Source organism: Legionella beliardensis (genome assembly GCF_900452395.1).
Lineage (GTDB): Bacteria > Pseudomonadota > Gammaproteobacteria > Legionellales > Legionellaceae > Legionella_C > Legionella_C beliardensis.
In genome coordinates this window covers 2314858-2331510 of record NZ_UGNV01000001.1, presented here as the reverse complement: position 1 = coordinate 2331510, position 16653 = coordinate 2314858, and the positions used below count along the sequence as shown (strand labels likewise).

The following is a 16653-nucleotide window of genomic DNA, read 5'->3' as shown; positions in this document are numbered from 1 at the left end:
AAACTTATAGACAAGGGAATGATAATGACAACATTAGTTGGAACGCAAGAGCATTTTCATGATGCTCTCTATGAACTTTGTGAGCTTGACTATGATGCTATCGAAGCTTATGAAGCAGCAATTAATCGCCTTGATAATGCTGATTATCGCACTAAATTAACAGAATTTAAAAATGACCATCAAAGACATGTACAAGAAATAACCTCACTTCTTAAAAGTCATCAAGCTAAAGTACCAGATGGGCCTAGTGCTAAGCAATTATTAGCACAAGGTAAGGTTGTTTTGGCTAATATGTTTGGTGATGAGGCTATTTTAAAAGCGATGTTGAGTAACGAAGTAGATACAAATACAGCTTATGAGCGAATGAATTCTCATAAGAATAAATGGCCTGAGGCGGCTGAGATTTTAAGTCGAGGATGGAATGATGAAAAGCGTCATAAACAGTGGTTAGATGCTATTATTAATACAGCTAAATAACAATAAAAAGTTATTAAGTGGAAAAGATTTAACGCTAAACTGATTTAAGGTGTTTAGAAATTTACGTGAGTAAAGTGAGTTACTAATTAAACGATTAAAGGAGCTACTATTATGAAACGTCTACTTTCAGTCATGCTTACAACGATGGTTTTCTCCGCTGTAAATGCTGCCATTGCTGCCGATTCAGATACGTCAACTACTAATACAGGCAGTGGTACGTACTCTACAGGTACTACAACTGGAACTGGTACTGATACAACTGGAACAACTACGGGTACCACTGGTACAGGCACAACAGGAACAACGACTGACTCAGGCATTAGTACAGATTCTACAGGTACTACAACCGGAACTGGCACTGATATGAATTCTACTGGAACTGGAACCGATATGAATTCTAGCGGTACTACTGGCTCAGATATGGGTACAGGAACAACTTCTGGTAGCGATGGTACGATGGGCACTGACAGTACAGGTACAGGAACTATGGGTACAGGTACAGGAACTACAGGTACTGGAACTACTGGTACTGGTACTGGCGCAGGTGGTATAGGCACAGGTGGTGCAGGTGCAGGCGGTGCAGGTGCAGGTGGTGGGCAATAAAAATAGATTTACTCATTAGGCTATTAAATTTATTAAATTATTGCAGTTCAAGGAGAACAACATGGTTAATAACGAACGCACAGGGATTTTAACAATAATTGGCATAATAATTATTGCTGCGCTTATTTTATACTTCCTGTTTGGTCGTCATACAGATACGACGACGGATACGACAGGTACAGCTACCACAACGACGACCACAGGTACAGGCGCTACTGATACGACAGGCACTGGCGCGACTGGAACAGGGACTACTGGTGCCGGCACTACGGGTACTGGTACGACTGGAACTGGTACGACTGGAACTGGTACTGGGGCTGGCGGTGCTACTGGCACTGGTACAACTGGTACTGGAGCTGGTGCTGGCACTGGCACTGGTGGTGCAACAGGTACTGGTACAGGCTCTGGCGGTACAGGCGGCGGTGCTTAAATAGCCTTCTGGTAATCTTTTGATACCCAGCAACTTCTGCTGGGTATCAAGTTTTAATTAACTAGTATTTAATGTGAAATGTGAGGCTATTTAATTTGTTTTTGCTGATTTTTTATAAATCCTATGCTTAAGTCTTCTTGGGCAGCTGTCATTTAATCCAAATTGTTTTTCATCCCTTTACCAAGAAAAAATATTAAAATAATAATTATTTTTTTATAGCAAATTTAATTTAAGTGATTGATGCCGAAAGATATCTAATCTGAGTGCCATAAAAGTTGCTTAAATCTGGCTAATATCGATTTCCTTTCTTGTTTATTTTTTGTTACATTAGGTGCCCCAAATGAAGGGGCAACCTTATTCGTAGTAGAAAGGATTCAGTGATGAGAAGGAAGTCAGGAATAATTCATCGTTTAACGAAGCGCTTTGGCCAGATTATTCCCAATAAGCAATCACGCAAGCCGGCTTATTTTCGGCGCGGCATAGCCTATGTCTTAATTTACAGTCAATTATTTCAGCTGGCCATGGCGTCAGTGCTACCGCTATCTCCACCATCAACTCCTTCATCTGGCCCCTTGGGTAAGCCAGCTATCAATACACCCACTATTAATGTTGGTCCTTGGACGCCACTACTTAATTATGCTCAAACAGGCACATTAACCAATTTATCGCTGACCAATCAGCAGTTAGGTTTAAGCGGCCCCTTGAATTGGGGGGTGACTTACAGTGATTTAACAGGGACCTTTTTCAATGCTCAGTATATTTTGCCATTAGGCGAACGCATAGCTTTTGGGGTATTAGGTGAATACGGTGCTGACCAATACCGAATTAATGGCACGGTGGGCTATGGCTTGTCCCCTTTGGCGCAGGTGAAATTCACGGCTGAACGCTTTGGGCAGAGGCTACCTTTTCAATTTGACTCCGGCAAGCTTGACCAGCGCGTTCATCAAGACGCTTATGGGATTCGGTTCCAGCAATTGTTTAATTTGCCCGTGGTGCAAGGGATTCATGCGGGTGGTTATTATGCAAGTGCTGTGAATCAACGTTTAAACCCGCTTATTTTTACGTCCAATGGCATCAATTGTGGTGGGTATGAAGCAGGCTTGCAATGCATCAATTACCGCCATATTGCCGGGGCCACCAGCATCGGCATTGATGCAGGCGTTGAGCTGTTGTTAACGCCTGCCACCTGGATGCAGGGCACGCTGTATTATGACCAAATCTATTACCACACCGCGTTTACACCGCATGCGAGCGAGGACCGGGATGGGTTAGGGGCGGGCATTGCCGTGAATCGCTTGCTGGGTGAGCGTTTGAAAGTAAGCGCCGAAGCAAGCGCGCGGGAAATTTATAACACTTATCAGGCAGGCTTAAGCTGGCTGCCTAATCTGCCAGTGTTAGGGCTCGAACTATCCCTCCTTGGGCAACACATCACCTCACACAATGCCACGCCAGATAATAATCAAATTAGTGTGCAAGTAAGTTTCCTCGGTGCACGCGCTAAGGCCTATGAGGCAGCGCATCACTGGGGCGGCCAACAATTAGGTGGCATTAGCCAATGGGTTGGCCTGCCTGCGGTAAAGATGCAGCAAGTGCTGGCCATTGCTGAACAAATTACTAAACTGCTCGCACCCAGTATCAGCGCCGTGAGCCCTAATACTGGGCCGCTGACCGGTGGCAACACGGTGACCATCATCGGCACGAACTTTGCCCAAGGGTTGCTGGTATTTTTTGGCAGCCAAGTGGCCCGTGGCATTGAGGTGTTATCACCTAACCTCATTAAAGTGATTGTGCCAGCGCCGCCAGTCTTACCTACAACCTTACAAGCCAGAGTGGCTGCCGAGGAGGCGGTGGATGTCATCGTGCAAAACCCTGATGGACAACAAGCCTTTTTCCCGAATGGCTATCTCTATGTCACCGTGGCCCAACCGACGATTGCTAGTCTTACCCCGGCCGTGGGCAGTACGGCTGGTGGTACTGTTGTTATTATTACCGGGGAACATTTAGGCACCACCAGTCAGGTCACGTTTAATGGCGCCCCAGCGCTCATTAACCAAGTCACGGACACTCAAGTGATTGTTACGACCGCCGCCCATGCGGCTGGCGTGGTGGCCGTCGTGTTAACCACGTCTGCTGGTCAAGTCACCAAAGCGAATGCCTTTACCTATGTGGTGCCACCCCCAACGCTGACAAGCCTTACACCCACCACGGGACCCGTAGCCGGCGGCCAAACAGTCACGTTGACCGGTACTAACTTAACCGGTACCACCAACGTGACCTTTGGCGGTGTACCTGCCACGGGTATCTCGGTGGTCAATGATTCCACGGTGACGGTGGTCACGCCGGCAGGTCTTGCCGGGCCTGTGGATGTCACGGTGACGACCACCGGCGGCAGTGCCACGCTTGCCGGCGGGTATGCCTATCTCGCGGCCCCGACGATTACTACCCTTAATCCTAGTGCAGGCCCCGTAGCGGGCGGGCAAGCCGTCACCCTAACCGGTGCGAATTTATCGGGCACCACGAGTGTCACGTTTGGTGGCACACCCGTCACCAGTGTGACGGTCGTTAATGACGCGACCCTCCTCGTCGTCACCCCCGCAGGGCCTGTTGGGCCTGTGGGGGTGACGGTCACCACAACCAGTGGTAGTGCAACGCTTTCGAGCGGGTATACCTATGTGGCAGCGCCTACTATCACCACAATTAATCCAACGTCAGGGTCGACGACGGGCGGGCAGACCGTGACCATTACCGGTACAAATTTAACCGGCACGACCAGTGTGACCTTTGGCAGCACGCCAGCTACGGGTGTTACGGTCGTCAATGATGCCACGGTGACGGTGGTCACGCCCGCAGGCCTTGCTGGCCCCGTGGATGTCACCTTAACCGCCACCGGCGGTAGTGTGACCGTGCCGGGTGGGCATGTCTATGTAACGACGCCAACCATTACTTTAATTAATCCGAATGCCGGCCCTGTGACCGGCGGCCAGACGGTGACCATTACGGGTGCGAATTTAACCGGAACCAACAGTGTCACCTTTGGTGGCACACCGGCTACGGGGGTGACGGTGGTCAATGATTCCACAGTCACCGTGGTGACGCCTGCTGGTATTGCAGGGCCTGTTGATGTGACGGTGACTACTGTGGGTGGCAGTGTCACGATACCTGGCGGGTATACGTATGTGACCGCGCCCACCATCACCACCATTAATCCAACAGCAGGACCTGCAGCAGGTGGCCAGACGGTGACGATTACGGGTACGAATTTAACCGGAACCAACAGTGTCACCTTTGATGGCACACCGGCTACGGGGGTGACGGTGGTCAATGATTCCACAGTCACCGTGGTGACGCCTGCCGGTATTGCTGGGCCTGTTGATGTGATGGTGACTACCGTGGGTGGCAGTGAGACAGTGCCTGGCGGGTATACCTATGTGGCGGCACCCACTATCACTACAGTTAATCCCACCGCAGGGCCTGCAGCGGGTGGCCAGACCGTGACGATTACCGGTACGAATTTAACCGGTACGACCAGTGTGACTTTTGGTGGGGCACCAGCGACCGGCATCACAGTGGTCAATGATTCCACAGTCACCGTGGTGACGCCTGCCGGCACCGCAGGATCTGTGGATGTCACGTTAACTACCGTGGGTGGTAGTGCGACGGCCGCTGGCGCATATACGTATGTGGCCGCGCCAACTATTATCACTATCAATCCAACATCAGGGCCTGAGCTTGGTGGCCAGACCGTGACGATTACTGGTACGAATTTAATCGGCACGACCAATGTTACTTTTGGTGGCACACCAGCCACTGGCGTCACTGTGGTTAATGATTCTACAGTCACGGTAGTTACTCCTGCTGTTCCCGCAGGAGCAGTTGATGTAACACTGACTACCGTAGGTGGCAGTGTCACAGTTCCAGGAGGGTATACTTATTTGCCAACGCCGTTTATCTTAAGCATTAATCCCGATGAGGGGCCCATGGCCGGTGGTCAAACGGTTACCCTGACCGGTACCAATTTAACTGGCACTACGAGCGTCACTTTTGATGGCGTGCCAGGTACCAGTGTTACGGTACTCAATGACTCTACAGTCACTGTAGTAACCCCAGCGGGCACGGCAGGAGCAGTCAATGTCACGGTGACCGCACCTGGTGGCACTTATACCATTCCTCTGGGATATACTTATGTCAATCCTCCTCTTATTAACGGCATTAGCCCAGGTTCAGGGCCGGCAGCTGGCGGTCAGACCGTTACCATTAGTGGTGCGAACTTAACTGGCACTACTAGCGTTACCTTTGATGGAATACCTGCCACAGGGATTACAGTGGTAAATGATTCCTCAGTGACCGTGGTCACCCCTGCTAACACCACAGGTCCTGCCGATGTAGTAGTAACTGCGATTGGTGGCAGCACGACAGTCCCTGGAGGGTATACCTATGTGGTGGCTGTGGGCGACTCTTATTTAGGAGGTATTGTTTATCTAGTTGATGGTGCAGGCACCAGTGGCAGGGTGGTTTCTGCCACTGATTCTAGTTCCTTTGTGTCCTGGAGTAGTAGTTTAAACAATAATGTTAGTACCAGCTTGACTAATGGCGCGCAAAATACCACTAATATCATCAATACCGATCCGGCTTGTACGACAACGCTTAATTGTGCTGCTCGGTACTGCCGACAAGCCGCAGGGTTTGATGCGAATTGGTTTTTGCCAGCACGGGATGAATTTAATGCAATTTATACAAGTGGAATTGTTGGGTTCTCTGTCTTTCCCTATTGGAGTTCGAGTCAGTTCAATATTAGTAATGCCTACCAATTTTCTTTTTCTTCAGGGGGTTCGCTCCCTAACAATAAGACATTTCCTCTTCCTGTGCGGTGTATTCGAACTTTTAGCCCTTAATTTTAACTTTGCTACGGCTGTTTACGAGCTTAGGCTGTAAATGGCCTTATTGCAAGAAGGGATCTTAGCTTAAGGATGCTAGGTAAAGATGAAGAAAAGAAGTCTTATATAATTATTCAATTTATCTACCGGTATTAAAGCAGTTTACTTCAGGTGGTTTTATCCTATACTAAAATAAGAATTCATTTAGCCTAATAACACAGGGATGACTATGACAAAACCAGTTTGGAAGGGATATATTTCATTTGGGTTAGTAGCAATTCCTGTGGATTTATACCCAGTCGAAAAAAAGAATGAGTTACGTTTCCATCTTTTAGATTCCCGTGATCAATCTCGTGTTCACTATGAACGTATTAATGCTGAAACGGGTAAAGAAGTGCCTTGGGATGAGGTGGTTAAAGCGTATGAGTTTCAAAAAGGAAGCTATGTTGTTCTCGATGAGGAAGATTTTAAGCGGGCCGCGCCTGAAGCGTTTAAGTCTATTGATATTGAAGAATTTGTAAATTTAAGTGACGTTAGCTGTCTTTATTTTGATAGACCTTATTACATGGTGCCCGATAGCTCTAATAAAAAAGCGTATGTCTTGTTGCGTGAATCGTTAAAAAAGACCAAGAAAGTGGGTGTTGCTAAAATTGTCATTCGCAACAGAGAGCATTTAACACTAATTCTACCTCATGAAGATGCTTTAATTTTATATGTGATTCGTTACCAGCAAGAAATTCGCAGTCACAGTGAATTTGAATTTCCAGAAGAAAGCCTAAAAGCTTATCATATTAACGATCGCGAAATTAAAATAGCGACCGATTTAATTGACGAAATGAGCGCCAAATGGCAGCCTGAAAAGTATCATGATGAGTATCGTGAAGCGCTGATGAAATGGATTGAAGAAAAGAAACCGACCAAATCAACAAAAAGAAAAGCGCAAAAGCCTACTGAGAAAAATGACGATCTCATTGATTTTATGACGTTACTTAAAAATAGCCTTAAGAATAAGGCTCGTAAATCCTCTGGCAGCCACAGTGATAAAAAATAAGCAATGTCTGTCAAAGCTATCTATTCAACGACAATAGGTGGAAACCGATCAGCGTAGTTTAAGGGTTTTTTTGCCAAGTTAATCGCTAAATTAAGCGCTGTTTTGGTAAAAGCTAAAGCTAATTCATCTTTAGCGTGCGCGGCTGTCGGGCGTCCCTCGTCGCAATGGCTGCGAATACGGTTATCCAGTGGTAATTGGCCTAATAAAGGGATGTTAAATGTCGATGCCAATTTTTTTCCGCCTCCTTCACCAAATAAATTATCTTGATGGCCACAATGGCTACAGGTATGAAAAGACATATTTTCAACTAAGCCTAAAACATCAATGTTTGTTTTAGAAAACATTTGAATGGCTTTTTGCGCATCTAAGGTTGCAACAGCTTGCGGTGTGGTGACGATTACCGCGCCGGTAAGAGGAATTTTTTGCACTAAGCTTAATTGAATATCGCCTGTGCCCGGGGGTAAATCAATCAATAAATAATCCAATTCATCCCATAAAGTAAGATCAAGCATTTGGATTAAGGATTTAGCGAGCATAGGTCCACGCCATATTAATGCTTGCTCATCGCTTGGCATTAGATAACCAATTGACATGGCTTGTATGCCATGTACTTTGACTGGCAAGTAATGCTCTTCACTGACTTCAACAGGCTGATGTTGACCGAGCATTAAGGGAATGCTTGGCCCATAAATATCAGCATCTAAAATGCCGACACGCGCGCCGCAACGTGCCAATGCGGTTGCTAAATTAACAGCCACCGTTGATTTACCAACACCGCCTTTTCCTGAGGCAATGGCTATTGTATTTTTAACACCACGCAATCCCTTACCTGCTAGCTGCGTTCGATGTGCTTTTACAAAAAAGTCTAAATGGGTATCAATTTGTAGCGATGGGTATATTTGTTGCAGCTTTGCTTTAATCATTGGCAAAAAATGTGTGTGTAACGAATTAACAGGAAAGCCTGCCTGTAAATAAACAGTAAGGCGGCTGCCCTCTTTTTCTTCATTAAATTTAAGCCCCATTTCTGCTGCTGTTAAGTGAAGTAGCTCATCTTTTGTCAATTGTAAAACTTCGTCAGCATAGGAGGAAATAGTCATAGATAGCAGGATGGTAGTTTATTTTTAAACTATAATAACTGAATTGACGTATTTGTAAATTAGCCTTTTAATCTAAATGAGCGAAGGATAATGATGAAATTACCAAAAATAAGTCCGATATTAGTTTTTTTTCTTTGGCATACATCCTTGATTGCAGCGCCTGAAAAGCCCATTTGTCCCGACTTACAGAAAACATCAGTAATAGGGCGAGATTTAAAAGATAATTTTGAAAAAAAATTATGCACTAAGCCTATGTCTCCTGCGAAGGCTAAATGGTTAGTAAAAAATAGCCTACCTAACATTATGAATAAAGAATTTTTAGGTGTTGAACCGCCTGCTAACTGGGAAAATTTAGCTAATAATCTGATTGATACTTGTTATACCAAAGGTGACTTATGTAAAAAAGAAATAAAGGAAGACGTAAATAATTGCCTTAAAACAACGATTCCTTTATTGATTGTACAGTTAGGACCTTGGTTTGGTGATAATTGTCAAGAGCTAAATCGCGTGGTTATTCAACAATGGGATACTAAAAAAGAGGTTATAGATAAGCTGATAACAGGTTATTTGCATGTTGATTCTGATAAGGGCCAAACTACTAAAAATAACTAATTAATCGTATTACAACGTAGTTTGATGCAAATCATTAGGATTGATAGCTAAGTTTCATTTCAGTTTATCTGAGTGATCTTGTCTACAGCATAATCAAATTGTGTGTTATTTGTTAATTTTTACTTAATAAAATCCTAGTATAATCCCTTAGGACATAATCAGTAAGTTTTATGTTTTAGTAGGTTTTACATGCAAAGTCGTATATTACAAAAGCGTAGAGTGACAGATAAAGAGCAGGCCCTGCCCACTAGACCCCTTACAACTACTGTAAATCCTTCTGAAGTATCTGCTAACTCTGATAAGCTTAGTGAGCAAGCTGAAAGTACTAAACATTCCTTAAAAAATGAATCTAGTAGCTTAGAAAACAGCAATACTATATCTGTAGATAATACTTCAGTGCTTAAAGACTCTCAAGAAACAGAACCAGAACAGGTTATATCAACACAAGTCCTTGACAATTTATTAGCAGCAGACAAGATACATCAAAAATCCACTTTCACATCGCACAGGTATTTAATACTCAGTGAAGCAGGTTATGTACTTGCAGTAGGATTGAATTCATTAGCTGACCGGTCAGCTACGTTTTTATCTTACTCAACTGAGAAAACCATTCCTAATGAAAAAAATTATACGCACGCTTATGTGGTGTTTAATGGTAAAGATATAAAAACAGAACAGCCAATACAATTAGTAATTATGCGGCCCTTTGCACAGGCAGAAACTTGGCATACTAGATTCAAGCAATGGGTAACAACAAATACGATACGAAAATATTTTCAAGAGAAAAATATTGAGCTTGATTTGAAGGATTACTGCTTTAGTGGTGAATGTAAATCACTATTAACAATCGAACAAGTGTTGCAAATGATAGATCAACCCTTAGGAAAGGGTATTACTTTTAACACCAAAGGTACGCAAACAAATGCCTTTAAGCCCATTGCTAAGCTAAAAGAACTTACTAATTCAGATGAAATAAAGCTAAGAGAGCTAGTTCAAAGGTGGCATGGAGGAGAAAAACCGTCACTGCCTAGAATACTTACCTACATACCTAAGCGTAATTTTGATTTAGATAAGGAAGAGTGGGATTTAGGCTTAAAACTTAATAGTCCTCAATATCGGAGAAAAGATAGCTTTTTCTCCTCAGGCGAACAAACAACTAAAGTAAAGAATGAGCAGGACACTCATGAGCAAGAAGATAAATCAAATGATAATAATGAGTCTCAAGACCAGGATAGAGAATTTAATAGCAATAATTCAAAATTAAGCTAACTATTTTATAATAAAATATAACATGGCTTCACTTTTCATGAACTACTTGTTTTGGCTATAATTTATTCAATATTGTTAATTTTTACTTAATAAATTCCTAGTATAATACATAGAAGCTAATGACTTATTTTCTGTAGATTTTGGTATGAAAAGCAGTGAACTAAAGCGTAAAGTGGATACTAATTCTGAGAACTTTTCTAAATTCGTTAAGCTTGACGAGCAACCTGAACATACAGGCAGTTCCCCAAAAGATGAAGTTATTGACTCAGAAAATAACAATTCTACACCAGATAATATGGTAGTAGAAGGCTTGCAAGAAAATGAGCATACTACAGCAACACAAGCTATTGATTCGTTAATTCAAGAAGGAAAAGTATTTCAATTTGATTTTTTTAAGAATTATCGACTTCTAATTCTCAATGACGAAGGTCATGTACTTACAGTAGGGTTGAATTCAGTAGATAATCTGTCAGATACATTCCTAGCTTACGCACCTGATAAAACAATTCCTAGTGAAAAAATGTATACTCATGCTTATGCTGTATTTAATTGTAAAGATTTAAAAACGAATCAAGATCTACAATTAGTAGTTATGAGGCCTTTTCTACAGTCAGCGACTATGCATAGTACTTTAGAGGAATGGCTATTAATAAAAAGAATAAAAAATTATTTTAATGAACATGGTATTAAGGTTAATCCAGAAATATGTTTTAGTGGGGAATGTAAATCATTATTGTCAAGCGCAGAAGTGTTGCAAATGATTGATCAACCTTTAGGAACGGGTATTACTTTTAACACCAAGGGCACTAAAACAGATAAGTTTAAACCTGTCGCTTTAATGAGAGCTAAAGGACCAAATAAAGACATAAAAGGTGAAGTAAAAATAGAAGAACTCGTTAAGCAATATGAGCTTGAAAAACCATCATCACCTAGAATTCCTACGAATGTACCTAAGTATTGTTATGATCTAGATACGACTTATTGGGATAAAGGCGTAAAACTTGATAGCCCTAGCCGTAGAAGAAAGTTTCGCTTTTTTACCTCCTCAGAAGAACAAATAAATAACGCAAAGAATAAGCAGCCAGCTCAGGAGCAAGACAAATCCCGTGATAATGAGTCGCAAAATCAGGAAGTTAATAACAATAACTCAATCCTAAGCTGAGTTTTTTAAGTGAAGGGTAAGCATTAATTAAGTTTTTGAAATAAAAAATTTATATCAATTCAACCTTAAAAATCAACTGGGTTAAAAACCATCTAAGCTCAAGCAGTGCTTAGGTCATCTACCGTGTGGTTTACAAAAATTCCCGCATTAATTTTGTACTATAATTAAACAAAATTGTGAGTAATCTTCCATTAGAGTACCGCAAATTATGAGAACTAGACATGAAAGTGGTTTAGATGATCTGCTTGCCGATAAAAACCTTAAGAATCCCATTGTTATTATGGGAGGTGGCCCTTCTGGGCTATCTACCGCTTTAGCTGCGCTAAGCAAAGGGTATGATGTTTTACTGGTTACCGAATACCCTTATTCAGTCAGAACCCAAAATGTATTTGTTAAAGATAAAGAAGCGCGCAAAATTTTACTTTCACATGTTGATCCTAATAATGCAGACGATGTCAGATTTAGAGATAAATTTATTAAAAATGATGGCATTTTAGCTATTCAGGAAGTTGAAAATTTTCTATTAAGGAAATTAAAGGAATTTCCGAATAAAACAAATCATTTTATACATCTCGATAGGCGAGTCGCTAAACTCACAGAAATAGACCCATCTTCTAGTACCGTTACCCTAACAGATATTAACCAGAATCAACACACGATTCCTTATCTTCATATTGTTGATGCGACTGGCAATAAAAGAGAAGCTTTTCGGCTTGTGCATTCAAAAACAGCTGATGATATTTCAGAGCCCTTAGTACGTTTGCCGCACGAAGCACAGGGTACGGCAACTTTTCACTTAGACAAAGAAGTGATTGAGAAAAAATACCCAAAACTTCAAAATAAATCTGGCTATACTTACAAGTTAAACTTTAAAGAAGAAGACATCAAAGAACTGCAGCTTAAGTTTGGTTGGAATCATGATAGAGCACCTCAAGTATATATCTTTGCTAATCGTGCGCATACTCGCCTCTATGTAGGCGGAGAGATACCTGGCTTTTACACAAAAATAAGACTATTTGATGAAGCGAATAACCGTGACATAAAAGCAGAAAATGCTCTCCGCCGTGAGCAAATTGAAGCTTGGTGCAAGCATATGGTTTGTAAACGCTTTGCAATAGACCCAAACGATTTATATATTAAAGGAGATGAGGCGCAGCCCGCTGAATTTCAAAAGCAAAAAGAAAAATTTCAAAAGAGACATCATCTAGATGGACCCCTTGCCGAAGAGGCAGCAAAAAAACAACATCAATTAAGTGTAACTGGCTTTGATTTAACCCTTTCTCGCCTTAAGAACCCTGTGCAACGTTTATCTGCTAATAACCAACATTGGTTAGTTGCTGTAGGAGATGCGCTGCAAAGCCCACACTTTCATTTAAGTCATGGAATCAGTGATGGGTTAACAACGGGTCAACAATTCGCCGAATGCCTACCTCCTAGAGACTCAGATAATCTTTTTAATGCAGAGAAATTTGCAGATTATGTTCATGATCTTAGAAATTTACATAAAAGAACGATGACAGGCATGCGTGGCTCCTTTTTCATTCCAGTGCAGGAAAAATACGATTTGGATGATTTAATCATGGAAGGTGCTGATGAAAAAATTGATAAAATTTTAAGTAAAAGCCGCGAAGAAATAAGTGAAGAAGACTTAGAAGTTGTCCAAAATTATAAGGAACAAGTAGTAGCGCGCATGGATAAGAATAATCCGGAGGAAGAAACGAGGCTTATTCATTTGTTGGATAGATGCAGTGACACGATGGAATTTATTCAAAATGCATTGCTTGAAAAGAGCTCGAATAAAGATATAAAAATGTAAGACATTAGAAAATCACGAGTCTTCGTTTGATAGGCATAGCGCAGGCGTTAGTGTCCAATTTAGCCATAATCCTGTTGGTAAATAAAATAGGCCAAGCTTAATTGGGACTTCAATGATTTCTTGCAAGAGCATAGCACTTTTATTTAATTCTTCTTGCGCTAGACGTTGCTCCTCTGCATTGGCTTGTCTTGTTTTAATGTTAATTAACCAGTAAACATCCTTATCATAGAAAGTTCTGTCAATTAATTTTGTTTTAATTAGGCTGTCTTCATAGGTAAGGAGCTCATAGGGACTGCGCTCATCTACATGCGCTTTGCAAAGCCACTTCCCTAAGTCACTAGCAAGCATTGTTGCAATTTGAGTTTGTAATTGATGTAGCATGTGCTGCTGCTCTGCTTTAGTAAAGCCTAATGCTTGTAATTGCCGGTTTATCGTCCCCCAAGGTAGCTCATCTGCCTGGCTTGGGTGATTATTAAAAATCCAATAAAGTAATTCATGAATAATAGGGTCGGCGGGATTTGTTTTATCATTTATTTGGATAGTTAACCGCGAAGTTGTTCCTGGTGTTAAGTCTGCAGGTGGTCTGATATAAAAGTCTACAGGCAAACGCTTTAAGCTAGGAAGCAGCGGTTGTGAATTAAGCGTTTGGGTTGGTAAATCAAGCGTTGTAAATGATTGTGCCTTTAATAGATCGCGCATGGTGTTTGTCGTTATTTTCTGTTGATTATCAAAAAGGTACAATCTTTTTTTGGCACGGGTGACCGCAACATAAAGTAACCGCTGTTGTTCATAACTCTCTTTTTCTAGATCAATCTCAGCTAAGTAATCATATAAGGGGCAATGCTTTTGCTGTGCGGCACGAACGGGCGACATGAGCAATAAGTCGTCTTGCGTTTGCCTGGGTAACTTTAACCAACGCAGAAGCGGCTTATCTTGCTGCTGCGCTTTACTTCCTAAGCTGGGTAAAATGACAGCATCAAATTCCAGGCCTTTTGATTTGTGAATGGTCATGATATGTAGGCGTGATGCTGAAACTTGTTGCGAATAAAGGCGCTTAAATTCTAATTCTAATTGTTTGATATCACTAATTTGACCATCCTTAGTAAACCGATTTAGCAGGCTCCAAAATTGCTCAATATCGAGTTGCTGGGCATCGTTAAGAAGTAAGTCGCCATGTAATTGCTTCATAATGTCCAGGAGCGAATCAACTAGAGGCTTTTGTTGGCGCTGATTTAAGGCACGCTGCATTACGGTATAAAGGTAATGCGCCCGAATTAATCCCTCTTCACTTAATTGGGGCAATTTATCTAAATTAGCCAAGGCATAATAAATCGATTTATACTTGTTAAAATTAGCAATGTAGTACAAATCTTTTAAACTAAGCCCACACCAAGGGCTTCTCAAAAGGGCTAACCACGCGAGGCGATTAGCAGGCATCAGCAATGCTTTCGTTAGAGACCAAATATCGACTAAATGCGCTAAACTTGATAGCTTTTCAATGTCAATGCCTTGAAAGGGAATCTTAGCTCGCCGCAGTATTGAAACAATGTCTGTTAAATGAGTACGTGAGCGCACGAGTATGGCAATTTTATCCTGCGGGTATTTTTCTAATTCTTGTTTAATTAAATTAACAACAGCACTCGCTTCCTCTAATTTATCATTAACTTGTTGCGCCTTAATCCAGCTCGCTGTTGTCTCCGTTAAAACATGAGTAGAAGCATGAAAAGAAATAGCGCCTGTTTCAATATCATCCTGTTTGGGGAAAATAGTTTTAAAGTGTTCATTGACCCAATCGACAATCATTTTAGTCGAACGAAAATTAGAGCAAAGCTCGAGTGGGATTAAGTTAAGATGTCCTAAACCATGTTGCCTTGCTTTAATAAAAAGCCCTACTTCTGCCTGCCTAAAGCGATAAATAGATTGCATAGGATCGCCCACAATAAAAAGCGTTTTCCCATCATTAGGGCTCCAGCCTTGAGTGAGTTTTTTTAAGAGCTGAAATTGTTGAATGGAAGTATCTTGAAACTCATCAATTAATAAATGGCAAATAGCATGATCGAGGTAAAGCGCTAAATCAGTTGGGTATAAATCATCACCTAATGCTAACAAAGCTTGTTGCGAAATAGCGGTAAAATCGACTTGGTTTTTAATGCTAAATGTAATATGCAAATGAGCAGCTAATAAGGGAAGTAGGGTTAAGAGCGCTTGTAATACTTCCCATTGCTCAGCATTATAATGTGGCGGTGGTAGGTTTTTTAAACGAATTAATGCTTTTAAAAAATCAGGCATCTGGCCTAATTTATATAAAATATCTTTACTTCTAACTTTTAAATCGTCATACACTTCTTTGGCACAGCAATCGCGTTTTAATCCGACATGATGATCAAAACTTTTACGTAATTTATCATCCTTAGTTAACAGTAACATGGCTAGGCAGGTTGCTATTTCCTTATTAAATTGCTTTACTGAGTTCCAGGTGCGAAGAGGTTGTCGAGTAATGTTTGCCTCTATGTTAAGCGATGCAAACTGACTACATAATTGACGTAATTCGTCACACTCGGTTAAAGGAAAGCTTTTAAGAAAACGTTCTAATTCGTGCTGTTCAATCAGATAGAGAGCTTGCTCAAATGTTTCTTTTGTTTGTTCATGGGCAGCATAGAGAGCGGGTAACCATTGCTCGCGCGTTTTAAGTAAATCACTTAATAATAAGATGAGCTTGTCTTGGCGATTATCAAGATGATGGAGTAATACCTGTAGGGGATAATGCAGAGCCTCTTTATCTAATACATCGTTTAACCATTCTCGTATCGCATGTTGGTAAAGGCCCTGTGGATCATCGCTTACTTTAGCATAGGGGATTTGCTCATCATCTAAGAAAATTGCCTGGCTAATTGTTTGACACAGCGCATCAATCGTCATGATTTTTAAGGAGCCTGGCTGCTTAAGCAGTTGCCAATTAAGTTTTTGACTTTGCTTTAAAGCGTCTTGGGCGTAGCGCTTTGTAAGTTGCTGATGTGGCGTCGTTGCTTCTAGACCATCTGCCGCCCGTTGTAATGCCGTGATGATACGTTCTCGCATTTCACTGGCTGCTTTGCGGGTAAATGTTAAGGCAACAATTTGTTCAGGCGAAGTAACCGTACTCAGTAATCTTAAAAAACGCTGCGTTAACAGCTCTGTTTTACCAGAGCCAGCTGGAGCTTGGACAATGAAAGAGCGGCTTGGATCAGTTGCCTGTTCACGTTGCTTGTGGTCTTTAAGCATT

At 41.8% G+C, this 16653-nt stretch carries 11 protein-coding genes; 9 read left to right on the top strand and 2 right to left on the bottom strand.

Annotated elements, in window-relative coordinates:
* The first annotated feature begins 24 nt into the window (after positions 1-24).
* The 5 genes from DYE47_RS10300 to ku all read left to right on the top strand — a co-directional run bounded on the left by DYE47_RS10300 (position 25) and on the right by ku (position 7435).
* Entirely contained in the window at positions 25-477 is a 453-nt protein-coding gene (locus DYE47_RS10300) for a DUF892 family protein (protein WP_115303186.1), read from the top strand.
* 111 nt (positions 478-588) lie between these two features.
* Positions 589-1080 carry a hypothetical protein gene (locus tag DYE47_RS10295; RefSeq protein ID WP_115303185.1) on the top strand — a complete coding sequence of 164 codons (492 nt, stop codon included), beginning with the start codon at positions 589-591 and terminating at the stop codon, positions 1078-1080.
* A 61-nt stretch (positions 1081-1141) separates the two neighbouring features.
* Complete coding sequence (locus DYE47_RS10290) at positions 1142-1510, top strand: hypothetical protein (protein ID WP_115303184.1); 369 nt, start codon at positions 1142-1144, stop codon at positions 1508-1510.
* Positions 1511-1890: 380 nt separating this feature from the next.
* Positions 1891-6402, top strand: coding sequence for an IPT/TIG domain-containing protein (locus tag DYE47_RS10285; protein WP_115303183.1), 4512 nt, complete (start codon positions 1891-1893; stop codon positions 6400-6402).
* 211 nt (positions 6403-6613) lie between these two features.
* Positions 6614-7435 (top strand): non-homologous end joining protein Ku, encoded by an 822-nt coding sequence (gene ku, locus DYE47_RS10280; protein ID WP_115303182.1) that lies wholly within the window; start codon positions 6614-6616, stop codon positions 7433-7435.
* A gap of 20 nt (positions 7436-7455) precedes the next feature.
* On the opposite strand, the gene apbC is transcribed toward ku, so the two are convergent.
* On the bottom strand, positions 7456-8532 hold the full coding sequence (gene apbC / locus DYE47_RS10275; protein ID WP_115303181.1) for an iron-sulfur cluster carrier protein ApbC: 1077 nt from the start codon (positions 8530-8532) through the stop codon (positions 7456-7458).
* A gap of 90 nt (positions 8533-8622) precedes the next feature.
* Here apbC and DYE47_RS10270 point away from each other — a divergent pair, with 90 nt between their 5' ends.
* The 4 genes from DYE47_RS10270 to DYE47_RS10255 all read left to right on the top strand — a co-directional run bounded on the left by DYE47_RS10270 (position 8623) and on the right by DYE47_RS10255 (position 13391).
* The gene (locus DYE47_RS10270; protein ID WP_131750072.1) at positions 8623-9144 is read left to right on the top strand and encodes a hypothetical protein; all 522 of its coding nucleotides are present in this window, start codon (positions 8623-8625) and stop codon (positions 9142-9144) included.
* A 189-nt stretch (positions 9145-9333) separates the two neighbouring features.
* On the top strand, positions 9334-10413 hold the full coding sequence (locus tag DYE47_RS10265; protein ID WP_115303179.1) for a hypothetical protein: 1080 nt from the start codon (positions 9334-9336) through the stop codon (positions 10411-10413).
* Between the two features lie 145 nt (positions 10414-10558).
* Complete coding sequence (locus tag DYE47_RS10260; RefSeq protein WP_115303178.1) at positions 10559-11575, top strand: cupredoxin domain-containing protein; 1017 nt, start codon at positions 10559-10561, stop codon at positions 11573-11575.
* Between the two features lie 208 nt (positions 11576-11783).
* On the top strand, positions 11784-13391 hold the full coding sequence (locus tag DYE47_RS10255) for an FAD-dependent oxidoreductase (RefSeq protein ID WP_115303177.1): 1608 nt from the start codon (positions 11784-11786) through the stop codon (positions 13389-13391).
* 12 nt (positions 13392-13403) lie between these two features.
* On the opposite strand, the gene DYE47_RS10250 is transcribed toward DYE47_RS10255, so the two are convergent.
* Entirely contained in the window at positions 13404-16652 is a 3249-nt protein-coding gene (locus DYE47_RS10250) for a UvrD-helicase domain-containing protein (protein WP_115303176.1), read from the bottom strand.
* Position 16653 lies beyond the last annotated feature (1 nt).